We start from the raw sequence: 25,575 nt of genomic DNA on the forward strand, positions 1-25,575 counted from the left end.
AAATGATTCGCTTTGAACAAGTCAGCAAAGCCTATCTCGGTGGGAGACAAGCGCTGCAGGGGGTGACTTTCCACCTGCAGGCGGGCGAGATGGCGTTTCTGACCGGCCATTCCGGCGCGGGGAAAAGTACCCTGCTGAAGCTTATCTGCGGTATCGAACGGCCCAGCGCCGGCAAAATCCTTTTCGGCGGCCATGATATTAGCCGCCTGAAGAGCCGCGAGGTGCCGTTTTTGCGCCGTCAGATTGGCATGATTTTCCAGGACCACCATCTGCTGATGGACCGAACCGTTTACGATAATGTAGCGATCCCGCTGATTATCGCCGGCGCCAGCGGGGATGATATCCGTCGTCGCGTCTCGGCGGCGCTGGATAAAGTCGGGCTGCTGGACAAAGCGAAAAACCTGCCGATTCAGCTTTCAGGCGGGGAACAACAGCGCGTGGGCATCGCCCGCGCGGTGGTGAACAAACCTGCGGTCCTGCTGGCGGATGAACCGACCGGTAACCTCGACGAGGCGCTGTCGGAAGGGATCTTACGTCTGTTTGAAGAGTTTAACCGCGTTGGGGTGACGGTGCTGATGGCGACGCATGACCTGGGGCTTATCTCCAGTCGTCCGTACCGCGTCCTGTCCCTCAGCGAGGGGCATATGCATGGAGGCCACATCGGTGAATAAGCGCGAGGCAATGAACCACATTCGCCGATTCGGCAATCGATTCGACCGTTTCCGCAATGCGGGCGGAGCGGGCGGTAGCGGCGGGCGCAATGCGTCGAAGCGGCCAAAAGCGGCGCCGAATCCGGCTTCCCGCAAGAGCAACGTATTCAATGAACAGGTGCGCTACGCCTGGCACGGCGCGGTACAGGATCTGAAAAGCACGCCGCTGGCGACGTTTCTGACGGTGATGGTGATCGCCATTTCGTTGACCCTGCCAAGCGTGTGCTACATGGTCTACAAAAACGTCAGCACCGCGGCGTCGCAGTATTATCCCACGCCGCAAATCACTGTTTATCTGGAAAAAACGCTGGATGACGACGCCGCTGCGCGGGTAGTCGGCCAGCTGCAGGCGGAGCAGGGCGTCGAGAAGGTTAACTATCTGTCGCGCGATGAAGCCCTTGGCGAATTCCGCAACTGGTCAGGCTTCGGCGGCGCGCTGGATATGCTGGAAGAGAACCCGCTGCCGGCGGTGGCGATCGTGGTGCCGAAGATTGATTTCCAGAGCGTTGAAGCGCTGAACACGCTGCGCGACCGCGTGAGCCACGTGCAGGGCGTTGATGAAGTGCGTATGGATGACAGCTGGTTTGCGCGGCTCTCGTCGCTGACCGGGCTGGTCGGACGCGTTTCGGCGATGATCGGCGTACTGATGGTGGCGGCGGTCTTCCTGGTGATCGGCAACAGCGTGCGTCTGAGCATCTTCGCCCGCCGCGATACCATTAACGTGCAGAAACTGATTGGCGCGACCGACGGCTTTATTCTGCGTCCGTTCCTTTACGGTGGGGCGCTGCTGGGGTTCTCCGGCGCGTTTCTGTCGCTGATCCTGTCGGAAATTATGGTCATGCGCCTGTCGTCGGCGGTCACCGAAGTGGCGAAAGTCTTCGGCACGCAGTTTGAACTCAGCGGCTTAGGCTTTGACGAGTGCCTGCTGATGCTGATTGTTTGCTCGATGATTGGCTGGGTCGCCGCCTGGCTGGCAACCGTTCAACATTTACGTCACTTTACTCCCGAGTAGTAAAAATCTGGTATAATCTTTCCCTGCACTGAATATCTCTCTGCAGGGAAAGAGTCCCTGTCGACGCTTCCCTAAACTTCATAACCATGTCACATTTTGTGCGTAATCTATTCACATCATTGCATGGAACTTGTGGATAAAATCACTGTCTGATACTAATGTGAGTGATATTCTCGTTGCTCATCAATGCTGGCATGTTTGTTGCTCCGTTGTGAGGACAGAAAGATGCCAGAAGATATCGATTGAGAGGATTTGAATGACCAAAGATATGCAAACTTTAGCCTTAGCCCCCGTTGGTAACCTGGAATCGTACATCCGGGCTGCTAACACTTGGCCGATGTTATCGGCTGATGAAGAGCGGGAGCTTGCTGAAAAGCTGCATTACCAGGGCGATCTGGAAGCAGCGAAAAAGCTGATCCTGTCTCACCTGCGCTTTGTTGTTCATATTGCTCGTAACTACTCGGGCTATGGCCTGCCGCAGGCGGATCTGATTCAGGAAGGCAACATTGGCCTGATGAAAGCCGTGCGCCGTTTTAACCCGGAAGTGGGCGTGCGTCTGGTTTCCTTCGCCGTGCACTGGATCAAAGCGGAAATTCATGAATACGTGCTGCGTAACTGGCGTATCGTGAAGGTCGCGACCACGAAAGCACAGCGTAAGCTGTTCTTTAACCTGCGCAAAACCAAGCAGCGTCTGGGCTGGTTTAACCAGGATGAAGTCGAAATGGTGGCCCGCGAGCTGGGCGTGTCGAGCAAAGACGTGCGTGAGATGGAGTCACGTATGGCGGCGCAGGACATGACCTTCGACATGTCGTCGGATGATGAGTCCGATAGCCAGCCGATGGCGCCGGTGCTCTATCTGCAGGATAAAACGTCTAACTTTGCCGACGGCATTGAAGACGATAACTGGGAAGAGCAGGCGGCAAACAAGCTGACCGACGCGATGCAGGGTCTTGACGAACGTAGCCAGGACATCATCCGCGCCCGCTGGCTGGACGAAGACAACAAGTCCACGCTGCAGGAGCTGGCAGACCGCTACGGCGTGTCGGCTGAACGTGTACGTCAGCTTGAAAAGAACGCCATGAAAAAACTGCGCGCCGCTATCGAAGCCTAATCTGAGCGCCAGTCCCCCGATAACGCCCCACATTACGATGGGGCGTTTTGTTTTTCTGCCTCCGCCAGCGCCTGCGGGCAGTGCATTTTCAGACACTCAAGCAGGACGTTGAACGCCGGTTCCATCTGCGTTTCCGGCTGCGAAGCAAAACCCATCAACAGCCCTTTCTTCCGCTGCGCCGTCAGGTAATAGCGCGACAGCGGACGCACTAAAATATGGCGCGCGTTGGCATCGCGGGCAATCGCCACGTCATCCGCCTCATCCGGCAAATTCAGGATCAGATGCAGTCCGGCATTATCGCTGAAGTCCGACAGCGCGTGCGGCCCGCAGTGCCGCTGAATCAGCTCGGTCAAAAAGACGCGACGGCGGCTGTAGAGCAGGCGCATGCGGCGAATGTGTGCCGAGTAATGACCGGCGTTGATAAATTCCGCCAGCGCCAGCTGGATAAGCGAATGGCCGCCGCGGTAGAGCTCGGCGTGGGCGTTTTTGAGTTCAGCCGCCAGCGGGCGAGGCAGCACGACGTAGCCCAGCCGCAGCCCCGGGTAGAGCGTTTTACTGAACGTACCGACGTAGACCACCGGCGCTTCGGGGACTAAGCCCTGTAGCGCCGGGATCGGCTGACCGGAAAAGCGAAACTCGCTGTCGTAATCATCTTCCACAATCCAGCTGCCGTGCTGATGGGCCAGGGTGAGCAGGCGCTGTCGGCGCTCAAGGCTCATTACCGCGCCGAGGGGGTACTGATGGGATGGCGTAACGAAGATCAGCCGCGGGGCTTCGGCTATGCTTTCGGGCGGACACAGGCCGCTGGCATCAACCACCACGGGCTCGGCCCGCACTTCATTCATCGCCAGCACATGGCGAATGCCCCAGTAGGACGGCTCCTCCACCCAGGCGAGATCGCCGCGGTCGCACAGCATGCGGGTGATCAGGTCGATAGCCTGATGGATCCCTTCAGTAATAAGAATTTGATCTGCCTGGCACTGAACGCCGCGCGCTACTCTCAGATAGTCCACCAACGCGTGCTGCAGCTCGGCCGTTCCGCCGTTACAGCTATAGCTGAGCTGTTCGGGTTTTGGACGGCGGCTGATACGCGCCTGGATTTTACTGAACAGCGGGTGGGGAAACGCATTGACGTCCGGTACGCCGGGGATAAATGCCCCCCACTGACGCGGGCTGGCGCTGATGTGCCCCAGCAGATGCTGGCCGCGTCGGGAGATGGGCGCGCTGGCTGCTGGCGCAGGGCTGCTTTCACTGGCGCTGCTGGTTGGAAGAAACATATCGGGCAGCGTTTTCGCGACGAATGTTCCGCTGCCGCGACGGGACACGACATACCCCTCAGCCAGCAATTGTTCGTAAACTGTTAAAATTGTGTTGCGAGACATTTTCAGCTCTCCCGCCAGATCCCGTGAAGGGGGCAGGCGGCTATGGGGCGGGAGAGAACCATCCAGAATGGCGTGGCGAATCGCCTTGTAAAGGCGCTTGTGCAGGAGCGGATCGGTTTCTTTCTGCAATCTGACCAGCACCAGGTCTGCGATAAGCGAACGCAATTGGATCCCTCAGATAATCTGAATTGGTACTCGATTATAGGGCCAAATCCTGTGTAAATAAACGACATAGTTTCGGATTTGTTGCGATAACGTGACACACATGACAGGAGATTCTCGGTGAAAAGTTCAGAACTGAATCAGCGTCGCCAGCAGGCGACTCCGCGCGGCGTAGGGGTGATGTGCAGCTACTTTGTTGAGAAAGCGGAGAACGCTACGCTGTGGGATATTGAAGGGAATGAGGTGATCGATTTCGCCGCCGGCATCGCGGTGCTGAATACCGGCCATCGCCACCCCAAAATCGTTGCCGCCGTTGAACAGCAGCTGCAGGCCTTTACCCACACGGCTTACCAGATTGTCCCGTACGAAAGCTATGTCACGCTGGCCGAGCGGATTAACGAACTGGCGCCGATTGACGGTCCGGCAAAAACGGCGTTCTTTACCACCGGGGCGGAAGCCGTTGAAAACGCGGTGAAAATCGCGCGCGCTTATACCGGCCGTCCGGGGTTGATTACCTTCGGCGGCGGCTTCCACGGCCGTACGTTTATGACCATGGCGCTGACCGGCAAAGTGGCGCCTTACAAGATTGGTTTCGGCCCGTTCCCGGGCTCGGTTTATCACGCCGTCTACCCTAACGCCGCCCATGGCATTACCACCGCCGACGCGATGAAGAGCCTGGAGCGCATTTTCAAAGCCGATATCGCGGCCGATCAGGTGGCGGCGATTGTGCTGGAGCCGATTCAGGGGGAAGGCGGCTTTAACGTTGCCCCGCCTGAGTTTATGCAGGCGCTGCGCGCGCTGTGCGATACCCACGGCATTCTGCTGATTGCCGATGAAGTACAAACCGGCTTTGCACGCACCGGCAAGCTATTTGCGATGCAGCACTATGATGTGAAGCCTGACCTGATGACGATGGCCAAAAGCCTGGCCGGCGGTTTCCCGCTCTCCGGCGTGGTAGGTCGCGCTGAGGTGATGGATGCGCCTGCGCCGGGCGGTCTGGGCGGCACCTATGCCGGTAACCCGCTGGCGGTCGCGGCGGCGCACGCGGTGCTGGACGTGATTGAAGAAGAACAGCTGTGCCAGCGCGCTGAGCGCTTAGGCAGCCATCTGAAAGAGGTGCTGAATCAGGCGCGTCAAAGCTGCCCGGCCATTGCTGACGTACGCGGCCAGGGGTCGATGGTGGCGGTGGAGTTTAACGATCCGCAAACCGGCGAGCCGTCGGCGGAGATCACCCGTCAAATCCAGCAACAAGCCCAGGAGAACGGCCTGCTGCTGCTGAGCTGCGGCGTCTATGGCAACGTTATTCGCTTCCTCTATCCGTTAACGATTCCGGATGCGCAGTTTACGAAGGCGCTGGATATTCTGGCCCGCGTGCTGAAGCGCTAACTTTTCGCCCGGTCAGGCTGCGGCGGCAGGGAAGCCGAAGAGAAACAGGACGCCGCTTTCTGACCAGCTATGCTCAGCGTGAGTGTTTATCACCCTGATATCACCTTTTTTCCGGCGGCGCACGCTGCCGGAATAAAACGGAAAATATTATGTCTGACAACTCCACCTTTTCTCCGGCTCTGACGAGCCGGGAGCGTACCGCTGTACCTGCAAAATCCCTCAGTTTCATTGAAGGCGTGTCGATGATCGTCGGCACCAATATCGGCGCTGGGGTGCTATCCATCGCCTATGCCTCCAGCAAAGCGGGCTTTCTGCCGCTGCTGTTTTGGCTGATTGTGGTCGGTAGCCTGACGACCATCACCATGCTCTACGTGGCGGAATCGACGCTGCGCACGCGTAAGCATCTGCAGCTTAGCGGCCTGTCGCAGCGCTACGTCGGCCGCTTTGGCGCGCTGATGATGTTCCTCTCCGTTTGCGTCAACAGTGTCGGCGCGCTGACGGCTTATATGACCGGCAGCGGTAAACTCCTGCATTCGTTATTCGGCATCTCGCCGGCCCTGGGCAGCGCGCTGTTTTTTATTCCGGCGGCCGGGGTGCTTTATCTCGGCCTGAAGGCGATTGGCCGGGGTGAGAAATTTATCAGTATCGGCATGGTCGTTATGATAACCATTTTGGTTGCCGCGACGTTGCTGAAAGAGACCGCCAGCGTCGGTTATTTGCTCGACGGCAACTGGCTGTATATGGTGCCAGTGTTTAATGTGGTCGCGTTCTGCTTCTCCGCGCAGTATATCGTGCCGGAAATGGCGCGCGGCTTCGCCGATAAACCGGAGAAGCTGCCGAAGGCCATTATGGTGGGGATGTTATTAACCTTTTGCCTGCTGGCGCTGGTCCCGCTTTCGGTGATTGCATTAAGCGGGTTGGATAATATTTCTGATGTGGCAACCATTTCCTGGGGCAGGGCGCTCGGCGAGTGGGCTTTCTTCTCGGCAAATCTTTTTGCGCTCTGCGCGATGCTGACCTCCTATTGGGGGCTGGGCGGAAGCTTCCTGACCAATATTTTCGATCAGTTTCGCCTGGGCAACGACGAGCAGCCGTTCAAACGCTTTAAGGTGCTGTTAGTGGTCGCCGTGCCGCCTTTTATTCTGGCCTATAGCGGGATGGTGTCCTTCGTGAACGCGCTCTATTTTGCCGGGGTATTTAGCGGGGTGATTTTATCTATCATGCCGATCCTGATCCTCAAAGGCTCGCGTCGGCAGGGTGACATCACCCCCGGCTGGACCTGCCCGGCGCTAATCACGCATCCCTTAATCCAGATCTTCATCGTATTGCTCTATCTTTGCAGCGCCGCCTACGCCATCGCTTCGGCCTTTGGCTACCTGCCTGCGGGCTGGTAGTCGCGTTGCTCATGCCCCCGCGTTCGGTTTATTCCGGCGCGGGTTTTTATTTGTCACTTATCTGTTACATACTCCGCAATTTTATCGTTTCCAATTCTCCTGAATGACGGTATGTTTAGCATAGTGTGCTGCAAAAGCGCAGGCGGCAGACCCTAATCTAACTATCATATGCTTTTCTTATGTGTCTAATTAGAATAATGCGCTAATAAACAACATCACAACAAATGCAAAAACCATAATAATGGGGAGCCTCAGGATGAATATGAAGGGTAAAGCGTTACTGGCAGGATGTATTGCCTTAATCATGAGCGGTACGGCAATGGCCGAAGATATCAAAGTCGCCGTTGTTGGCGCGATGTCCGGTCCGGTAGCGCAGTACGGTGACCAGGAGTTTACTGGCGCAGAGCAGGCCATTGCCGATATCAACGCCAAAGGCGGTATCAAAGGCAATAAGCTGCAGATGGTAAAATACGACGACGCCTGTGACCCGAAGCAAGCGGTTGCCGTCGCTAACAAAGTGATTAACGACGGTATCAAATACGTTATCGGTCACCTGTGCTCTTCTTCCACCCAGCCGGCCTCTGATATCTATGAAGATGAAGGCGTGCTGATGATCACCCCGGCGGCCACCGCGCCGGAGCTGACGGCTCGCGGCTATCATCTGATTCTGCGCACCACCGGTCTGGACTCCGATCAGGGGCCAACCGCTGCCAAATATATTCTGGAAAAAGTGAAGCCGCAGCGCATCGCGATTGTCCACGACAAACAGCAGTATGGCGAGGGCCTGGCCCGCGCGGTACAGGATAACCTGAAGAAGGGCGGCGCTAACGTGGTGTTCTTTGACGGTATCACCGCCGGTGAGAAAGACTTCTCTACCCTGGTGGCGCGTCTGAAGAAAGAGAATATCGACTTCGTTTACTACGGCGGCTATCACCCGGAGATGGGGCAGATCCTGCGTCAGTCTCGCGCCGCTGGCCTGAAAACGCAGTTTATGGGGCCGGAAGGGGTAGCGAACGTGTCGCTGTCTAACATCGCGGGCGCTTCTGCGGAAGGTATGCTGGTCACCAAGCCGAAGAACTACGACCAGGTTCCGGCGAACAAACCGATTGTGGATGCGATCAAAGCGAAGAAACAGGATCCAAGCGGCGCGTTCGTGTGGACCACCTATGCCGCGCTGCAGTCGCTGCAAGCAGGCCTGAATCAGTCTGAAGATCCGGCTGAAATCGCTAAATACCTGAAGGGCGCAACGGTCGACACCGTAATGGGGCCGCTCACCTGGAACGAGAAGGGCGATCTGAAGGGCTTCGAGTTCGGCGTGTTTACCTGGCATGCTAATGGTACGGCGACCGACGCCAAATAATTTAACCTGCGCCTTTCACGCCGCAGATGCGTTGTCTGCGCCCCTCAACCCCGGTCACTTACTGATGTAAGCTCCCGGGGATTTCGGGTCTTGACGCCTTTCTGCAACGCGAAATTCTTGGTTAAATCAGTTGATCCTTGCCTCTTCGCATAGGCGAGGAGAAAGGTAAAAGCAAAAAGGCAACGTAAGTTGCCTTTTTTAGTCGGTAGCCCGGGTAAGGCGTTACGCCGCAACCCGGGGAATGCGCCGGGGTTGATGCATTGGTTCGGTTTCTTCCCGGGTCGCGCTGCGCTTACCCGGGCTACAGGCTGGTGCGGTCTGGTTTTTTGTAGCCCGGGTAAGGCGTTACGCCGCAACCCGGGGAATGCGCCGGGGTTGATGCATTGGTTCGGTTTCTTCCCGGGTCGCGCTGCGCTTACCCGGGCTACAGGCTGGTGCGGTCTGGTTTTTTGTAGCCCGGGTAAGGCGTTACGCCGCAACCCGGGGAATGCGCCGGGGTTGATGCATTGGTACGGTTTCTTCCCGGGTTGCGCTGCGCTTACCCGGGCTACAGGCTGGTGCGGTCTGGTTTTTTGTAGCCCGGGTAAGGCGTTACGCCGCAACCCGGGGAATGCGCCGGGGTTGATGCATTGGTGCGGTTTCTTCCCGGGTTGCGCTGCGCTTACCCGGGCTACAGGCTGGTGCGGTCTGGTTTTTTGTAGCCCGGGTAAGGCGTTACGCCGCAACCCGGGGAATGCGCCGGAGTTGATGCATTGGTACGGTTTCTTCCCGGGTCGCGCTGCGCTTACCCGGGCTACAGGCTGGTGCGGTCTGGTTTTTTGTAGCCCGGATAAGGCGTTACGCCGCAATCCGGGAATGTTCAGCCTTCTTTCGCCGATTTATTGCTTTTTTACCCAACCGCCGGTTTGCGCGTTAAAGCCCAGCGCCTGCATAAACGCCGCCATCACGCCGCGGTCTTCCGCGTCGGCATCCGCGATGCGCCAGCTGCTGATTTCCGGGTTATCCCTTAGCACCTCTTCCACTAAATACTGTCCGACGCCGCGACGGCGGGTCACTTCACGCACGCACAGCGCGCTGAGTTCGCCCTCAACGCCGTTTAGCGTCACGCGAACCGCGGCCAGCAGGCGCTCATTGAAGCGGGCAGCATAAATACGATGGCTCTCATCCAGAGCCAGCGCCGCAAGATCCTGCGACGGCCAGATTTTACCTAAGTCGATGCGATCCTGATCGCTGAAGTGCTGTAAACGAATAATGGTCAGTTTCATACGCGAGGGTCCAGTCAAAACAGAGGCGTTAGTGTATCCAAATTCCCCGCCAGGCGGAGCGCCGTTTTTTGCCTGTTCATCAGGGGATTCGTTTTCCTGGAAGGAGCAGGGTAGAGCAATTCATCATGGATCGAAAAATAAGCAGAATTTTAACCTGATATGTAGCGTTTTATTCCGCCTTATGTATCGTTATTTTATGCTGTTTACTGGACTTTTTTTGTTTATCTTCCAGTAAATACAGAATATTATCTTTGCTTAATCGCCTGAAAAATAGAGATTTTACTCTGTATTCAGGCAAAAAACCTCGCTAAACCATTAAAGATAATGGTAAAAGTAGCGTTGTTTAATAAAAGTACAGAATGCTTTTTAACCATAAAAATACAAAATATTTACACCACATCACGAACGGGGTTCTGCAGCATGAAAAGGAACGCGAAAACGGTTATCGCGGGGTTAGTCGCACTGGCGATGTCCCAGGCGGCTTTTGCCAAAGATATTAAGGTCGCCGTTGTTGGCGCGATGTCTGGCCCGGTAGCCCAGTGGGGCGATATGGAATTCAACGGCGCGCGTCAGGCGATCAAAGATATTAATTCCCAGGGCGGCATCAAGGGCGATAAGCTGGTTGCCGTGGAGTACGATGACGCCTGCGACCCGAAACAGGCCGTTGCGGTGGCGAACAAAATCGTCAATGACGGCATTCAGTACGTTATCGGCCACCTCTGCTCTTCTTCCACCCAGCCGGCATCCGATATCTATGAAGATGAAGGCATTCTGATGATCTCCCCGGGCGCGACCAACCCGGAGCTGACCCAGCGCGGCTATCAGTACATCATGCGTACCGCCGGTCTGGACTCTTCGCAGGGGCCAACCGCCGCAAAATACATCATGGAAACCGTCAAGCCGCAGCGTATTGCTATCATTCATGATAAGCAGCAGTACGGCGAAGGCCTTGCGCGTTCTGTCCAGGAGAGCCTGAAAAAAGGCGGCGCGAATATCGTCTTCTTCGACGGCATTACCGCCGGTGAAAAAGACTTCTCCGCGCTGCTGGCGCGCCTGAAAAAAGAGAATATCGACTTCGTTTACTACGGCGGCTACTACCCGGAAATGGGCCAGATGCTGCGCCAGGCGCGCTCCGTGGGCCTGAAAACCGTGTTTATGGGCCCGGAAGGCGTGGGTAACGCGTCGCTGTCCAACATCGCGGGCGATGCGGCGGAAGGCATGCTGGTGACGATGCCAAAACGCTATGACCAGGACCCGGCCAACAGCGCTATCGTTGACGCGCTCAAAGCCGAGAAGAAAGACCCGAGTGGTCCGTATGTCTGGATCACCTACGCCGCCGTGCAGTCGCTGGCGCAGGCGATGGACCGGGCCGGAAGCCAGGAGCCGCTGGATTTAATCAAAGATCTAAAAGCTCACGGCGCGAAAACCGTGATTGGGCCGCTGAATTGGGACGAAAAAGGCGATTTGAAGGGATTTGAATTTGGTGTCTTCCAGTGGCACGCGGACGGGTCATCCACCCTCGCGAAATAAGCCATAAGACAAGTTATCCCACCGCCCGTGCAAAGCGGGCGGGTAGAAAAAGGTTACCTTATGTCCGAGCAGTTTCTCTATTTTCTGCAGCAGATGTTTAACGGCGTCACGCTGGGAAGCACCTATGCGCTGATTGCCATCGGCTATACCATGGTGTACGGCATTATCGGCATGATCAACTTCGCCCACGGCGAGGTCTATATGATTGGCAGCTACGTCTCCTTCATGATCATTGCCGCCCTGATGATGATGGGTATCGATACCAGCTGGCTGCTGGTTGCCGCCGGATTCGTCGGCGCTATCGTGATTGCCAGCGCCTACGGCTGGAGTATCGAACGCGTGGCCTATCGGCCGGTGCGCAGCTCAAAACGCCTGATTGCGCTGATCTCCGCCATCGGGATGTCCATCTTCCTGCAAAACTACGTCAGCCTGACGGAAGGTTCGCGCGATGTCGCGCTGCCGAGCCTGTTCAACGGCCAGTGGACGGTAGGCAGCAGCGATAACTTCACCGCTACTATCACCACCATGCAGCTGGTTATCTGGGTGGTGACGTTTATCGCCATGCTGGCGCTGACGCTGTTTATCCGCTATTCCCGCATGGGGCGCGCCTGCCGCGCCTGCGCTGAAGACCTGAAAATGGCCAGCCTGCTCGGCATCAACACCGACCGGGTGATTGCGCTGACGTTTGTGATCGGCGCGGCAATGGCGGCGGTTGCCGGCGTTCTGCTCGGTCAGTTCTACGGCGTAATCAACCCGTACATCGGCTTTATGGCCGGGATGAAGGCCTTCACCGCCGCGGTGTTGGGCGGCATCGGCAGCATTCCCGGGGCGATGATCGGCGGGCTGATCCTCGGTATCGCCGAAGCGCTCTCTTCTGCCTATCTCAGTACGGAATATAAAGACGTGGTCTCCTTCGCGCTGCTGATCCTGGTTCTGCTGGTGATGCCTACCGGTATCCTGGGCCGTCCGGAGGTAGAAAAAGTATGAAACCGATGCATTTTGCGATGGCGCTGCTGTCCGCGGTGATGTTCTTTATCCTGGCGGGCGTCTTTATGGGCGTGCAGCTGGAGCTTGACGGCACGAAGCTGGTGGTGGATACCGCCGCCGATATCCGCTGGCAGTGGATCTATATCGGTACCGCGGTGGTCTTCTTCTTCCAGCTGCTGCGTCCCATTTTCCAGAAAACCATGAAGAACGTCTCCGGGCCGAAGTTTATTCTGCCGGCTATCGACGGTTCGACGGTAAAACAGAAGCTGTTCCTGATCGCCCTGCTGGTTATCGCCGTGGCGTGGCCGTTTATGGTGTCGCGCGGGACGGTGGATATCGCTACCCTGACGATGATCTATATCATCCTCGGCCTGGGCCTTAACGTGGTGGTGGGGCTTTCCGGCCTGCTGGTGCTGGGATACGGCGGCTTTTATGCCATCGGCGCCTATACCTTCGCGCTGCTGAACCACTATTACGGTCTGGGCTTCTGGACCTGCCTGCCGCTGGCGGGGCTGGTGTCGGCGGCGGCGGGCTTCCTGCTTGGCTTCCCGGTCCTGCGCCTGCGCGGCGACTATCTGGCGATTGTCACGCTTGGCTTTGGCGAAATCGTGCGCATCCTGCTGCTTAACAACACCGAAATAACCGGTGGCCCGAACGGCATCAGCCAGATCCCGAAACCGACGCTGTTCGGCCTTGAATTCAGCCGCAGCGCCCGCGAAGGCGGCTGGGATACGTTCAGCAACTTCTTCGGCGTGAAGTACGATCCCTCCGATCGCGTGATTTTCCTCTACCTGGTCGCTCTGCTGCTGGTGGTGTTAAGTCTGTTCGTGATTAACCGCCTGCTGCGTATGCCGCTGGGCCGCGCGTGGGAAGCGCTGCGTGAAGATGAGATTGCCTGCCGCTCGCTGGGCCTCAGCCCGACGCGCATCAAGCTGACCGCCTTTACCATTAGCGCCGCGTTTGCCGGTTTTGCCGGCACTCTGTTCGCCGCCCGTCAGGGCTTCGTCAGCCCGGAATCCTTTACCTTCGCCGAGTCGGCCTTTGTGCTGGCGATTGTGGTTCTCGGCGGTATGGGCTCCCAGTTCGCGGTGATCCTGGCGGCGGTTCTGCTGGTGGTCTCGCGCGAGCTGATGCGTGATTTCAATGAATACAGCATGCTGATGCTGGGTGCGCTGATGGTACTGATGATGATCTGGCGTCCGCAGGGGCTTCTGCCGATGACCCGTCCGCAGCTGAAGCTGAAAAATGGGCAGGCCAAAGAAGGAGAGCAGGCATGAGTCAGCCATTATTATCCGTAAACGGTCTGATGATGCGTTTTGGCGGCCTGCTGGCGGTCAACAACGTGTCGCTGGAGCTGCGCGAGCGGGAAATCGTTTCGCTTATCGGCCCTAACGGCGCGGGCAAAACCACCGTTTTTAACTGTCTGACCGGTTTCTATAAGCCAACCGGCGGTACCATTATGCTGCGCGACCAGCATCTGGAAGGGCTGCCGGGCCAGCAGATTGCCCGTATGGGCGTAGTGCGAACGTTCCAGCACGTGCGTCTGTTCCGCGAAATGACGGTGATTGAAAACCTGCTGGTGGCGCAGCATCAGCAGCTGAAAACCGGGGTTTTCTCCGGCCTGCTGAAGACGCCGTCCTTCCGCCGCGCCCAGAGCGAAGCGCTGGACCGCGCCGCGACCTGGCTTGAACGTATTGGCCTGCTTGAGCACGCCAACCGGCAGGCCAGTAACCTGGCCTACGGCGACCAGCGCCGTCTGGAGATTGCCCGCTGTATGGTGACCCAGCCGGAAATCCTGATGCTGGATGAGCCCGCGGCGGGGCTGAACCCGAAAGAGACCAAAGAGCTGGACGAGCTAATCGTCGAGCTGCGCAGCCATCACAACACCACCATCCTGCTGATTGAGCACGATATGAAGCTGGTGATGGGCATTTCCGATCGTATTTACGTGGTAAACCAGGGCACGCCGCTGGCCAACGGTACGCCGGAAGAGATCCGCAACAACCCGGACGTGATCCGCGCCTATTTAGGTGAAGCATAATGGTGGTGACGCATAAGATGGAAAAAGTGATGTTATCTTTTGACAACGTCAGCGCGCATTACGGCAAAATCCAGGCGCTGCACAACGTCAGTCTGCATATCAATCAGGGAGAGATTGTCACCCTGATTGGCGCCAACGGCGCGGGGAAAACCACGCTGCTGGGTACCCTGTGCGGCGACCCGCGCGCCTCCAGCGGCCGCGTGGTTTTCGACGGTAAAGATATTACCGACTGGCAGACGGCGAAAATCATGCGCGAAGCGGTGGCGATCGTGCCGGAAGGACGCCGCGTTTTCTCGCGGATGACGGTGGAAGAGAACCTGGCGATGGGCGGTTTTTTTGCCGACCGCGACCAGTTCCAGACCCGCATCAAATGGGTGTATGAGCTGTTTCCGCGCCTGCATGAGCGTCGGGTTCAGCGGGCGGGCACCATGTCCGGCGGCGAGCAGCAGATGCTGGCTATCGGGCGCGCGCTGATGAGCCAGCCGCGCCTGCTGCTGCTGGATGAGCCTTCGCTCGGTCTGGCGCCGATTATCATTCAGCAAATCTTCGATACCATCGAACAGCTGCGCGAGCAGGGGATGACTATCTTCCTCGTCGAGCAGAACGCCAACCAGGCGCTGAAGCTGGCAGACCGCGGCTACGTGCTGGAAAACGGTCACGTGGTGCTTGAGGATACCGGCGACGCGCTGCTGGCGAATGAAGCGGTACGCAGCGCCTATCTGGGCGGGTAGTGAAGACAAAACGCCCGGCATCTGCCGGGCGTTTTACTTGGCTACTACAGTTCCAGAGAGCGTTTCCACAGCATAAAATCATACTGTTCGAGCGCATCCGCTTTGGTGCGCCAGGTCCCACTGGCGGTGGCGATGATTTTCTCAAACAGGCCGTCGGCGATGTCCGCCAGCGGTGTGCCTTCGATAATCGGCCCGCAGTCATAATCGATAATATCCGGCATCTTTTTCGCCAGCGCGGAGTTGGTTGAAACCTTAAGCACCGGAACGATAGGGTTCCCCGTCGGCGTACCTAACCCGGTTGAGAAGATCACCACGTTGCACCCCGCCGCGACCAGGCCCGTTACCGCGTCCACATCGTTGCCCGGCGTGCAGACCAGCGAAAGGCCGCTTTCTCCCATCGGTTCGGCGTAGTCGCATACCGCGCTTACCGGCGCTCTGCCGCCTTTTTTCGCCGCGCCGGCGGATTTTATCGCGTCAGTGATCAGCCCATCGGCAATGTTTCCCGGGCTGGGGTTATCGGCGATGGTGGTGCCGAAGAAGTTCGCGACATGCTCATAGTTTTTCATCAGCGACAAAAACTTCTCTTTCAGCTCGCGGGTCGCGCAGCGTTGCACGATATCCCCTTCAGCGCCGCACAGCTCGGGGAATTCCGCCAGCCCCGACGCGCCGCCGAGGGCGACAAGACGATCCGACACTTCGCCCATCGCCGGGTTAGCGCTGATCCCCGAGAACCCGTCAGAAGCGCCGCACTTCACGCCGATTTTGAGGTGGGAGAGCGGGACGTCCTGCCGCTCGGCGACGGGGGCTTCGCGGATCGCGTTATAGGTTTCAGTCAACGCATCCTGCATCATTTTTTCTTCGCTACTCCAGTCCTGCTGTCTGAAGTAAATAATCGGTTTGTTGAAATTCGGGTTGCGCTTCGCCAGCGCGGCGTTGAAATCAACAATCCGCGCTTTTTCACAGCCGAGGGCAAAAACCGTCACGCCAAGAACGTTGGGATGATCGGAATAGGCGGCCAGCACGTCGCACATCGTCATGCTGTCCGAGGTGGCGCCGCCGCAGCCGGAATTGACGGTAATACAGCGGATGCCGTCAAGATGCGGGAAGGGCAGATGCCGGGTATCGTTTAATGCCCCCGCCGACGTTACCTGGCGAGCAAAATTCTTCAGGCCGTTATTGGCGTAGCCGAGGGCGTCGTTCAGCGCATCGGTGACGCGCTGAACGTTGCGGTTTTCACAGAATACCAGCGGAATGACCAGCCAGTAGTTCGCGGTGGCGACCCGGCCATCTTCGCGCACGATCCCCTTGAAAGTCCGCTGCTGCCAGGCGGAAACATCCGGCTGCTGCCAGTCATAGGGCGCGACGTCGTCAAGCGAAACCGGGGCCGCGTAGTGTTTGATATTCTCAGTGGTAATGGCTTCGCCGCGGGTGATGGGGCGCGTCGCTTTACCGACCGGAACGCCGTACAGCGACACGATATCGCCGGGCGCAATATCCTCGGTGGCGAATTTATGTTTGGCTTTGACATCGCTACGCAGAACGTAGGCTTCATCGTTCCAGTGAACCCGCTGCTCTTTGCGTAAGTCCTGCAGCGCAACGATCAGGTTATCGGTAGGGTCAATTTTTAAGATGGTCTGCATGTTCATTATCCTTTGTTATAAGCGCATCAGGACTTAGTGATGGGGGACCGCGACGCCGTTTGTCGCTTTTCTGCCGGCAAGGGCGGCAATCAGCAGCGCGCAGCAGACGGTGATGAGCGACAGGGCGACCAGACCCGCCGAATCGTTGCCGAAGAAGGCATCGACCTCAACGCGAATCAGCGGCGCGAGGAAGCTGCAAAATGCGCCCATGGTGGTGCAAAAGCCGATACTGGCGGCCAGCGCCGAGCCTGACACAATCTGCGCCGGGAAAGTCCAGAAGATAGGTTGCACGGAGAGGAAGCCGATGGCCGACAGCGAGAGCGCGGCAATGGCGAGTACCGGGCCGGACCAGGCAGAAACAAACAGCCCCAGCGCCGCCGCCAGCATACAGATGACTGAAATCAGCACCCGACGGGCCGGCATTTTGTCCGCCAGACGCGGAATGTAATAGACGCCGACGGCGGAGCAGGCCCACGGAATGGCGGCAACCAGCGACTCCTTAAAGCCGAGGGTGGAGCCCATTAGCGAGGCGACTTGCGAAGGCAGGAAGAACATCAGCCCGTAAACGCTGATCTGGATGGTGCCGTAGATCAGCGCCAGGTGCCAGACTTTCAGGCTTTTCAGGGCGGTGCCGACGCTGCTGGTTTCCGTCTGCCGCTGCTCCTGCTGAAGCTGAGCAATCAGCGCTTTTTTCTCTTCGTCGTTCAGGAATCGCGCTTTGGCCGGCGTATCATCAAGCCAGAACCAGGCAAAGATCCCCATGATGACCGCCGGAATGCCTTCGATAAAGAACATCCAGAACCAGCCGGGTTTGCCGAGGAAGCCGTGCATTTCCAGAAGCGCCCCGGAGATGGGCGAGCCTAAGGTTAATGCCAGCGGCACGCCGAGCACGAAGATACCGACGACGGAGGCGCGAACTTTATTGGGAAAGTAGATTGAGGCCAGCAGCAGAATACCGGGATAAAAACCGGCTTCGCCTAACCCCAGTAAAAAGCGCAGAACAATAAACTGGGTTTCCGTCTGCACCAGTCCGGTGAGGGCAGAGAGAACGCCCCACAGCGCGGTGGTGATGCTTAACCATTTTTGCGCGCCGATTTTATTCAGAATCAGGTTAGCGGGAATACCAAACAGCGCATAGGCGGCGAAAAAGATCCCCGCGCCGAGGGCGAAGGCGGAATTGGAGAGCCCAATATCCACCTGCATCGCCTCTTTGGCGAATCCCACGTTCACCCTGTCGATAAAGGCGATGAAGTACAAAATAAACATCAGTGGCACCAGGCGCTTCCATGATTTGGTAATCGCGGAATTGAGGGCCGGATTGTCGTAAGCTGTGATGGTTTTCATAATACCTCCGCGTGGGGGTCAGGCATTAATTTCAATACCAGCGCGGGAAAGTATCCGCAGAATACTTTCGGTCTGGCAGGTGGCGAGCGAGCTAAACGGTGGCGTGCAGCGGTCGGACTGAATAATTCCGCGCAGCTGTAACGCTTTTTTAAATGTTGGAATGAACGGATCGTTAACCGCGTAAATATCCATTAACCCATCCACTTTTTGCTGATACCGAGAAATTTGCTGCACATCGTTATCGTTAAATGCCTGCATCCAGTCGCGGAATATTTCAGGGCAAATATTGGATAACCCGCCAATACATCCATCGCCCCCCGCCAGGACATTGTGCGCGAAGTTATTGTCATAACCGGCATAGACTTCAAAATACGGTAGTTCAGATTTTACCTGGCGAATCACCTGCGACGTGTGATTGGTGTCCGGAATGGTGTCTTTAAGACCGACAATATTTGGGAACTCGCTGGCGAGTCGTAAACAGACCTCCGGCGAGACGGAATAGCCGGTACGCTCCGGAAAGTTATAGATGAATATTTTGGCGGCGGTGCGGCGGGCAATCTGGCTATAAAATGTATAAATGCCTTCATCAGTCAGGCGGAAGTACCACGGGCTGATAATCATGACGCCATCCAGCCCGCACTCATCTGCATAGTTTGCCAGCTCTACGCACTCGTCAATATCCATGCGGCTGGTACCCGCATAGGCCTTTATTCCCTCGCGCGGGAACTCTGCCGCCATTTGAATTATCTGACGGGATGTTTTCATATCCAGCGAGAAAAACTCGCCGGTACTGCCCATGACGACAAATCCCGATACGCTGCTTTTAATAAAATCGTACAGGCGAAAATTTCCGTCAGGATCCAGCCTGCCCTGCTCATCAAAAACCGTTATTGCCGGGGTGATGTAACGACTTTGCATATTCAACCTCTTTGTTGTTCGTATATACAAACACTGTTTGTATTTGCGATTAAGCATAAGTAAACACGCCATCGACGTGAAGTCAAATGGCGTAAAAGGCGGATGGATAATTGATTAAATCAATGAATAAATAGGGAATTATGCAGAAGATATGGGCATCACGGCGGATCATTAAATATCGGTATTGTGTGGGAAATCACAATTCCGACGGCACCGCTGGCGAATAAATCAGTAATTTTTAATATCAGGCAGCTTATTCAGCACGCTTTCGATACGACCCTTTGCCTCTTTTAACGCGCGAATAACCTGCTGCGTTTTTTCATCGCTGGCGCGGAAAGAGGGCAATGAGACGCTGATCGCCGCCAGAATAATGCCTTTCTGCAGCAGGGGGACGGCAAAGCAGATGGTATCGTCGTTGATTTCCCGATCGTCCATGGCATAACCGTTGGCGGCGACCCATTCCAGCTGCTGACGAAGCTGAGCCATATTCGTTACGCTGCGGGCGGTAACGGAAGGAAAACCCTGCGGATAGAGCTCCAGGATCTCTTCGTCGCGGTGCTTATGCAGCAGCGCCTTGCCCAGGGCAGAGCAGATCGCCGGAAGGCGAGTCCCTACCTTAGAGACCAGCTGCACGGTTTGGTCGCCCTGAACTTTATCAACATAGAGCACCCAGGCGTCATCCAGAATGCCGAGCTGGCAAACTTCATTGCATTCATTGACCACCGCGTGCATTTCGCTATTGATCGTTTTCAGCCAGAACTCTTTTTCCACCGTTGAGCTGGCCAGAACCGCGCACGAGATCCCCAGCGTATATATGCCGTTGCGATCGTCGTGGCTGATATATTTCCGGTACTGCAGCGATTTGAGGATCGGGAAAATGGTTCCCTTCGAAATATCCGTTTTGAGCGATAGCTCGGAAAGCGTCATTCCGTCCGCGTTGGCTAAGGTTTCCAGAATGAGTAAAACGCGTTCGGTAGGTTTATGAAGCGTCTTCATATTTTTCCTTATGACGGCTCGCCGGAGAGTGCTGTTTAACGCCCCCTATTTAACTACAGATCCCCGCTTATCTGTAGCCTGCGCCGCCTCTCTTTTTCGCTTTGCCATTTCCCTGCCACTTTTTTTTCACCGTTTCATCATGTTTTTGCCAATTTATTGTAATATTTTTGTAATGCAATAGTTATTTTTCTGTCATTCGAGCATGTCATGTTACCCCCGCGAACATAAAACGCGTGAAATCGCGCATCCGGAACAACAAGAGAGATAACCGATGATATCGTTACGACATACAGCTTTAGGACTGGCGCTCAGCCTGGCATTTGCCGGACAAGCCCTGGCGGTAACCACTATCCCGTTCTGGCACTCGATGGAAGGGGAGTTGGGGAAAGAAGTTGATTCACTGGCGCAACGTTTCAACGCAGCCAACCCGGACTACAAAATTGTTCCGGTGTATAAAGGCAACTATGAGCAGAGCCTGAGCGCCGGCATCGCCGCCTTCCGTACCGGCAACGCGCCGGCTATTCTGCAGGTTTACGAAGTCGGCACCGCGACGATGATGGCCTCGAAGGCGATTAAGCCGGTCTATCAGGTGTTCAGCGATGCGGGCATTCAGTTTGATGAAACGCAGTTCGTGCCAACCGTCTCCGGTTATTACACCGACTCGAAAACCGGCCATCTGCTCTCCCAGCCGTTTAACAGCTCCACGCCGGTGCTGTACTACAACAAAGACGCCTTTAAAAAAGCCGGATTAGATCCGGAACAGCCGCCGAAAACCTGGCAGGATCTGGCGGCGTATACCGCGAAGCTGAAAGCTGCCGGGATGAAATGCGGCTACGCCAGCGGCTGGCAGGGCTGGATTCAGATTGAAAACTTCAGCGCCTGGCACGGCCTGCCGGTGGCGACCAAAAACAACGGCTTCGACGGTACCGATGCGGTACTGGAGTTCAACAAGCCGGATCAGGTGAAGCATATCGCTCTGCTCGAAGAACTGAACAAGAAAGGCGACTTCAGCTACTTCGGGCGTAAAGACGAATCCACCGAGAAGTTCTATAACGGCGACTGCGCCATTACCACCGCCTCTTCCGGCTCCCTCGCGGATATTCGCCAGTACGCGAAGTTCAACTATGGCGTAGGGATGATGCCGTACGACGCCGACGTGAAGGGCGCGCCGCAAAACGCCATTATCGGCGGGGCCAGCCTGTGGGTGATGCAGGGTAAAGACAAAGAAACCTATACCGGCGTCGCCAAATTCCTCGATTTCCTGACTAAGCCGGAAAACGCCGCCGAATGGCATCAGAAAACCGGCTATCTGCCGATTACCACCGCCGCCTATAACCTGACCCGCGAACAGGGCTTCTATGATAAGAACCCCGGTGCCGATATCGCGACGCGCCAGATGCTGAACAAGCCGCCGCTGCCGTTCACCAAAGGTCTGCGCCTGGGCAATATGCCGCAGATTCGTACCATCGTGGATGAAGAACTGGAAAGCGTATGGACCGGGAAGAAAACGCCTCAGCAGGCGCTGGACGCCGCGGTTGAGCGCGGTAATCAGCTGCTGCGCCGTTTCGAGCAGTCAACCAGGTCGTAATCTTATAGCCAGCCCCTCACCCTCTCCCCGTCGGGGAGAGGGGATCGCCCGGAGCCGTCTTTTCATCCTCGCCCGTTTAGGGAGAGGGCCGGGATGAGGGGAAACCAACTCAGAGTTTAACTATGTCATCATCCCGTCCGGTGTTCCGCTCGCGTTGGCTGCCCTATGTGCTGGTCGCGCCGCAGCTGGTTATCACCGTCATCTTTTTTATCTGGCCCGCGGGCGAAGCGCTGTGGTATTCACTGCAGAGCGTCGATCCGTTTGGGCTCTCCAGCCAGTTTGTTGGCCTGGATAACTTTTTAGCCCTCTTCCAGGACCCGTACTACCTGGACTCCTTCTGGACCACCATTAAGTTCAGCACGATGGTTACCGTCAGCGGCCTGCTGATCTCGCTGTTTTTCGCCGCGCTGGTGGATTACGTGGTGCGCGGCAGCCGCTTCTATCAGACGCTGATGCTCCTGCCCTATGCCGTTGCGCCCGCGGTGGCGGCGGTGCTATGGATCTTCTTGTTCAACCCCGGACGCGGGCTGATTACGCATCTCCTCGGTGAGATGGGCTACGACTGGAACCACGCGCAGAACAGCGGTCAGGCGATGTTCCTTGTGGTTTTCGCCTCGGTCTGGAAGCAGATTAGTTACAACTTCCTGTTCTTCTTCGCCGCGCTGCAATCTATTCCCCGCTCGCTGGTAGAAGCCGCCGCGATTGACGGCGCCGGCCCGGTTCGCCGCTTCTTCAGGCTGGCGCTGCCGCTGATCGCCCCGGTGAGCTTCTTCCTGCTGGTGGTGAACCTGGTATACGCCTTCTTTGATACCTTCCCGGTTATCGATGCCGCAACCGGCGGCGGGCCGGTTCAGGCGACAACAACGCTGATTTATAAGATCTACCGTGAAGGTTTTGCCGGGCTCGACCTTTCCGCTTCCGCCGCCCAGTCGGTGGTGCTGATGTTCCTCGTCATTATTCTGACGGTGGTGCAGTTCCGCTACGTTGAACGAAAGGTGCGCTACCAATGATTGAGAATCGACGCGGGCTGACGATTTTCAGCCATACCATGCTGATTTTAGGGATCGCGGTCATTCTGTTCCCGCTGTATGTCGCCTTTGTCGCGGCGACGCTGGACAGTAAAGCGGTTTTTGATACGCCGATGACGCTGATTCCCGGCGGGCATCTGCTCGAAAACATGAAGTTTATCTGGGTGAACGGCGTAGGGGCCAATAGCGCGCCGTTCTGGCTGATGATGCTCAACAGCTTCATCATGGCCTTCGGCATCACGGTGGGCAAAATTACGGTCTCGATGCTCTCCGCTTTCGCCATCGTCTGGTTTCGTTTTCCGCTGCGCAACCTGTTCTTCTGGATGATCTTCATCACGCTGATGCTGCCGGTTGAGGTGCGTATTTTCCCGACGGTGGAAGTGATCGCCAACCTGAAAATGCTCGACAGCTATGCCGGGCTCACCCTGCCGCTGATGGCTTCGGCGACCGCCACCTTCCTGTTCCGCCAGTTCTTTATGACCCTGCCGGACGAGCTGATAGAGGCCGCACGTATCGACGGCGCGTCGCCGATGCGCTTCTTCCGCGACATCGTGCTGCCGCTGTCGAAAACCAACCTGGCGGCGCTGTTCGTCATCACCTTTATCTACGGCTGGAACCAGTATCTGTGGCCGCTGCTGATCATTACCGACGTGAATCTCGGCACGGCGGTCGCGGGCATTAAAGGGATGATCGCCATCGGCCAGGGTACCACGCAGTGGAATCAGGTGATGGCGGCGATGCTGCTCACGCTGATTCCTCCGGTTGTCATCGTTTTAGCCATGCAGCGCGCGTTTGTGCGTGGTCTAGTGGATAGTGAGAAATAAAATGGCAGGACTTAAGCTACAGGCAGTAACCAAAAGCTGGGATGGCAAAACCCAGGTGATCCAGCCGCTGACGCTGGACGTCGCGGACGGCGAATTTATTGTGATGGTGGGCCCCTCGGGCTGCGGAAAATCAACCCTGCTGCGCATGGTGGCGGGCCTGGAGCGGGTCACCAGCGGCGATATCTGGATCGACCGCAAGCGCGTCACCGAAATGGAACCGAAAGATCGCGGTATTGCGATGGTGTTCCAGAACTACGCCCTCTACCCGCATATGAGCGTGGAAGAGAATATGGCGTGGGGCCTGAAAATTCGCGGTTTAGGTAAAGGATTAATTGCCGAACGCGTCCAGGAAGCGGCGCGCATTCTGGAGCTGGACGGCCTGCTGAAGCGCCGTCCGCGCGAACTCTCCGGCGGCCAGCGCCAGCGCGTGGCGATGGGGCGGGCTATCGTGCGCGACCCGGCGGTATTCCTGTTTGATGAGCCGCTCTCCAACCTCGATGCCAAACTGCGCGTGCAGATGCGTCTGGAGCTGCAGCAGCTGCACCGTCGGCTGAAAACCACCTCGCTGTACGTGACGCACGATCAGGTGGAAGCCATGACCCTCGCGCAGCGGGTGATGGTGATGAATAAAGGCATCGCCGAGCAGATTGGTACGCCGGTCGAGGTCTACGAAAAACCGGCCAGCCGCTTTGTGGCGAGCTTTATCGGCAGCCCGGCAATGAACCTGCTGGAAGGCCGGGTCAGCGACGACGGTAGCCGCTTCGAGCTTGAGGGCGGGATGCTTTTACCCATCAACAGCGAGCATCGCCGCTATGCCGGGCGTAAGATGACCCTGGGTATCCGTCCGGAACATTTTGCATTAAGCTCCGAGGCGGAAGGTGGCGTACCGCTGGTGATGGATACGCTGGAAATTTTAGGTGCCGATAACCTCGCCCACGGGCGCTGGGGCGAGCAAAAGCTGGTGGTCCGGCTGCCGCACCAGCAGCGTCCGCAGGCGGGCAGCACCCTGTGGCTGCATCTGCCGCAGGAAAGTCTGCATCTTTTTGATAGTGAAACAGGACAACGCGCATGAGTCACTGGCCTTATCCTCATATCGTCGCCCACCGCGGCGGCGGTAAACTGGCCCCGGAAAATACCCTGGCGGCCATCGATACCGGCGCTCGTTACGGCCATACGATGATTGAGTTTGACGCTAAGTTATCGAAAGACGGGCAGATTTTTTTACTGCACGATGACAATCTCGAACGCACCAGCAACGGCTGGGGCGTGGCGGGCGAACTGGCGTGGAACGATCTGCTAAAAGTGGATGCCGGCAGCTGGTACAGCGGCGAGTTCAAAGGCGAGCCGCTGCCGCTGCTGAGCGAGGTGGCCGACCGCTGCCGTCAGCACGGCATGATGGCCAATATCGAAATTAAACCGACCACCGGCACCGGGCCGCTGACCGGTAAAGCGGTGGCGCTGGCGGCGCGTGAGCTGTGGCAGGGGATGACGCCGCCGCTGCTCTCATCGTTTGACGTCGATGCGCTGGAAGCCGCGCAGGAGGCGGTGCCCGAACTGCCGCGCGGGCTGCTGCTGGATGAGTGGCGCAACGACTGGCGCGAACTGACCGCGCGTCTCGGCTGCGTCTCTATTCACCTCAACCATAAGCTGCTGGATGAAGCGCGCGTGGCGAGCCTGAAGGCCGCGGGCCTGCATATTCTGGTCTATACCGTTAACAAACCGCAGCGCGCCGCCGAGCTGCTGCGTTGGGGCGTGGACAGCATCTGCACCGATGCGATTGACGTCATCGGCCCCAACTTCCCGGCGTAATCCGCTTCTGCGTCAGGCGGCCCTTACGGGGTCGTCTGGCGCTGCAGCATCCCACCGTTGGTGTTAGGGAGAGGCTGCTCACGGGTCAGATTGTTATTCTGCTGTACCCGCTGCCGATCGTTATTCAACTGCGTCTGAAGATGCTGCTGCTGCGCGCGCGACTGGCTTTGAATACTCTGCTTAAGATTGTTTTGCTGCTGCATTTGCTGGGTCTGCATCTGATTTTGCATCCGCTGCTGGCTGGGCACCACGTACCCCGGCTGATTGGGGTTATTGTCGATATTGATCGGCTGCGCCATGACGCTCAGAGGCAGAAGCGCCGCCAGATATAACATTGCTTTCATTGTTCTCTCCTCA

23 protein-coding genes are annotated in these 25,575 nt (G+C 57.1%); 16 read left to right on the forward strand and 7 right to left on the reverse strand.

Annotated features, from left to right (window positions below; translation table 11 throughout):
• Nucleotides 1–2: 2 nt before the first annotated feature.
• From ftsE to rpoH, 3 genes are all read left to right on the forward strand, one after another.
• Nucleotides 3–671, forward strand: coding sequence for a cell division ATP-binding protein FtsE (ftsE, locus tag JLG71_RS01670; RefSeq protein ID WP_004106557.1), 669 nt, complete (start codon nt 3–5; stop codon nt 669–671).
• Nucleotides 664–1,722 (forward strand): permease-like cell division protein FtsX, encoded by a 1,059-nt coding sequence (gene ftsX, locus JLG71_RS01675; RefSeq protein ID WP_025106848.1) that lies wholly within the window; start codon nt 664–666, stop codon nt 1,720–1,722. The genes ftsE and ftsX overlap by 8 nt, the downstream gene beginning before the upstream one ends.
• Nucleotides 1,723–1,978: 256 nt before the next feature.
• Nucleotides 1,979–2,833 carry an RNA polymerase sigma factor RpoH gene (gene rpoH, locus JLG71_RS01680; RefSeq protein ID WP_004106554.1) on the forward strand — a complete coding sequence of 285 codons (855 nt, stop codon included), beginning with the start codon at nt 1,979–1,981 and terminating at the stop codon, nt 2,831–2,833.
• Between the two features lie 32 nt (nt 2,834–2,865).
• On the opposite strand, the gene pdxR is transcribed toward rpoH, so the two are convergent.
• Nucleotides 2,866–4,380, reverse strand: coding sequence for a MocR-like pyridoxine biosynthesis transcription factor PdxR (pdxR, locus tag JLG71_RS01685; protein WP_032751582.1), 1,515 nt, complete (start codon nt 4,378–4,380; stop codon nt 2,866–2,868).
• A 117-nt stretch (nt 4,381–4,497) separates the two neighbouring features.
• On the opposite strand from pdxR, the gene JLG71_RS01690 reads away from it, so the two are divergent.
• From JLG71_RS01690 to livJ, 3 genes are all read left to right on the forward strand, one after another.
• A complete protein-coding gene (locus tag JLG71_RS01690) occupies nt 4,498–5,763 on the forward strand; it encodes a 4-aminobutyrate--2-oxoglutarate transaminase (protein ID WP_004116085.1) in 1,266 nt (421 codons plus the stop codon).
• A gap of 149 nt (nt 5,764–5,912) precedes the next feature.
• Entirely contained in the window at nt 5,913–7,157 is a 1,245-nt protein-coding gene (locus JLG71_RS01695; RefSeq protein WP_014227092.1) for an aromatic amino acid transport family protein, read from the forward strand.
• Nucleotides 7,158–7,413: 256 nt separating this feature from the next.
• On the forward strand, nt 7,414–8,517 hold the full coding sequence (livJ, locus tag JLG71_RS01700; RefSeq protein ID WP_004133032.1) for a branched chain amino acid ABC transporter substrate-binding protein LivJ: 1,104 nt from the start codon (nt 7,414–7,416) through the stop codon (nt 8,515–8,517).
• Between the two features lie 878 nt (nt 8,518–9,395).
• Here the strand turns inward: livJ and panM are convergent.
• Nucleotides 9,396–9,782, reverse strand: a complete 387-nt coding sequence (gene panM / locus JLG71_RS01705; protein ID WP_032751578.1) for an aspartate 1-decarboxylase autocleavage activator PanM — start codon at nt 9,780–9,782, stop codon at nt 9,396–9,398.
• 420 nt (nt 9,783–10,202) lie between these two features.
• On the opposite strand from panM, the gene livK reads away from it, so the two are divergent.
• Genes livK through livF form a run of 5 tightly spaced genes read left to right on the forward strand, consistent with a single transcriptional unit; the run spans nt 10,203 to nt 15,071 of the window.
• On the forward strand, nt 10,203–11,312 hold the full coding sequence (gene livK / locus JLG71_RS01710; RefSeq protein WP_200913952.1) for a high-affinity branched-chain amino acid ABC transporter substrate-binding protein LivK: 1,110 nt from the start codon (nt 10,203–10,205) through the stop codon (nt 11,310–11,312).
• A gap of 60 nt (nt 11,313–11,372) precedes the next feature.
• The gene (gene livH / locus JLG71_RS01715; protein WP_014227088.1) at nt 11,373–12,299 is read left to right on the forward strand and encodes a high-affinity branched-chain amino acid ABC transporter permease LivH; all 927 of its coding nucleotides are present in this window, start codon (nt 11,373–11,375) and stop codon (nt 12,297–12,299) included.
• Nucleotides 12,296–13,576, forward strand: coding sequence for a branched chain amino acid ABC transporter permease LivM (livM, locus tag JLG71_RS01720; RefSeq protein WP_025107864.1), 1,281 nt, complete (start codon nt 12,296–12,298; stop codon nt 13,574–13,576). The genes livH and livM overlap by 4 nt, the downstream gene beginning before the upstream one ends.
• On the forward strand, nt 13,573–14,340 hold the full coding sequence (livG, locus tag JLG71_RS01725; protein ID WP_004855045.1) for a high-affinity branched-chain amino acid ABC transporter ATP-binding protein LivG: 768 nt from the start codon (nt 13,573–13,575) through the stop codon (nt 14,338–14,340). Before livM ends, livG begins: the two co-directional genes overlap by 4 nt.
• Before the next feature lie 17 nt (nt 14,341–14,357).
• Nucleotides 14,358–15,071 carry a high-affinity branched-chain amino acid ABC transporter ATP-binding protein LivF gene (gene livF / locus JLG71_RS01730; protein ID WP_004126158.1) on the forward strand — a complete coding sequence of 238 codons (714 nt, stop codon included), beginning with the start codon at nt 14,358–14,360 and terminating at the stop codon, nt 15,069–15,071.
• A gap of 44 nt (nt 15,072–15,115) precedes the next feature.
• On the opposite strand, the gene JLG71_RS01735 is transcribed toward livF, so the two are convergent.
• The 4 genes from JLG71_RS01735 to JLG71_RS01750 form a co-directional block, all read right to left on the reverse strand.
• Nucleotides 15,116–16,711, reverse strand: coding sequence for a UxaA family hydrolase (locus JLG71_RS01735; RefSeq protein ID WP_014839706.1), 1,596 nt, complete (start codon nt 16,709–16,711; stop codon nt 15,116–15,118).
• A gap of 33 nt (nt 16,712–16,744) precedes the next feature.
• Entirely contained in the window at nt 16,745–18,055 is a 1,311-nt protein-coding gene (locus JLG71_RS01740; RefSeq protein ID WP_009654269.1) for an MFS transporter, read from the reverse strand.
• Between the two features lie 18 nt (nt 18,056–18,073).
• Nucleotides 18,074–18,973, reverse strand: coding sequence for a dihydrodipicolinate synthase family protein (locus JLG71_RS01745; protein ID WP_200913953.1), 900 nt, complete (start codon nt 18,971–18,973; stop codon nt 18,074–18,076).
• Between the two features lie 228 nt (nt 18,974–19,201).
• Complete coding sequence (locus JLG71_RS01750; protein WP_014839703.1) at nt 19,202–19,969, reverse strand: IclR family transcriptional regulator; 768 nt, start codon at nt 19,967–19,969, stop codon at nt 19,202–19,204.
• 271 nt (nt 19,970–20,240) lie between these two features.
• Here JLG71_RS01750 and ugpB point away from each other — a divergent pair, with 271 nt between their 5' ends.
• From ugpB to ugpQ, 5 genes are all read left to right on the forward strand, one after another.
• Nucleotides 20,241–21,557: a sn-glycerol-3-phosphate ABC transporter substrate-binding protein UgpB gene (gene ugpB / locus JLG71_RS01755; RefSeq protein ID WP_116280682.1), complete on the forward strand. Its 1,317-nt coding sequence runs from the start codon at nt 20,241–20,243 to the stop codon at nt 21,555–21,557.
• Between the two features lie 122 nt (nt 21,558–21,679).
• Nucleotides 21,680–22,567, forward strand: coding sequence for a sn-glycerol-3-phosphate ABC transporter permease UgpA (gene ugpA / locus JLG71_RS01760; protein ID WP_004126134.1), 888 nt, complete (start codon nt 21,680–21,682; stop codon nt 22,565–22,567).
• Nucleotides 22,564–23,409, forward strand: a complete 846-nt coding sequence (ugpE, locus tag JLG71_RS01765) for a sn-glycerol-3-phosphate ABC transporter permease UgpE (RefSeq protein ID WP_004116045.1) — start codon at nt 22,564–22,566, stop codon at nt 23,407–23,409. Before ugpA ends, ugpE begins: the two co-directional genes overlap by 4 nt.
• A 1-nt stretch (nt 23,410) precedes the next feature.
• Nucleotides 23,411–24,481 carry a sn-glycerol-3-phosphate import ATP-binding protein UgpC gene (locus JLG71_RS01770; protein WP_025107858.1) on the forward strand — a complete coding sequence of 357 codons (1,071 nt, stop codon included), beginning with the start codon at nt 23,411–23,413 and terminating at the stop codon, nt 24,479–24,481.
• Nucleotides 24,478–25,218 carry a glycerophosphodiester phosphodiesterase gene (ugpQ, locus tag JLG71_RS01775; protein WP_014227082.1) on the forward strand — a complete coding sequence of 247 codons (741 nt, stop codon included), beginning with the start codon at nt 24,478–24,480 and terminating at the stop codon, nt 25,216–25,218. Before JLG71_RS01770 ends, ugpQ begins: the two co-directional genes overlap by 4 nt.
• 23 nt (nt 25,219–25,241) lie before the next feature.
• On the opposite strand, the gene JLG71_RS01780 is transcribed toward ugpQ, so the two are convergent.
• Nucleotides 25,242–25,562 carry a DUF2756 family protein gene (locus JLG71_RS01780; RefSeq protein ID WP_014227081.1) on the reverse strand — a complete coding sequence of 107 codons (321 nt, stop codon included), beginning with the start codon at nt 25,560–25,562 and terminating at the stop codon, nt 25,242–25,244.
• Nucleotides 25,563–25,575 lie beyond the last annotated feature (13 nt).

This window comes from Klebsiella michiganensis, from assembly GCF_015139575.1.
GTDB classification, from domain to species: Bacteria; Pseudomonadota; Gammaproteobacteria; order Enterobacterales; family Enterobacteriaceae; genus Klebsiella; species Klebsiella michiganensis.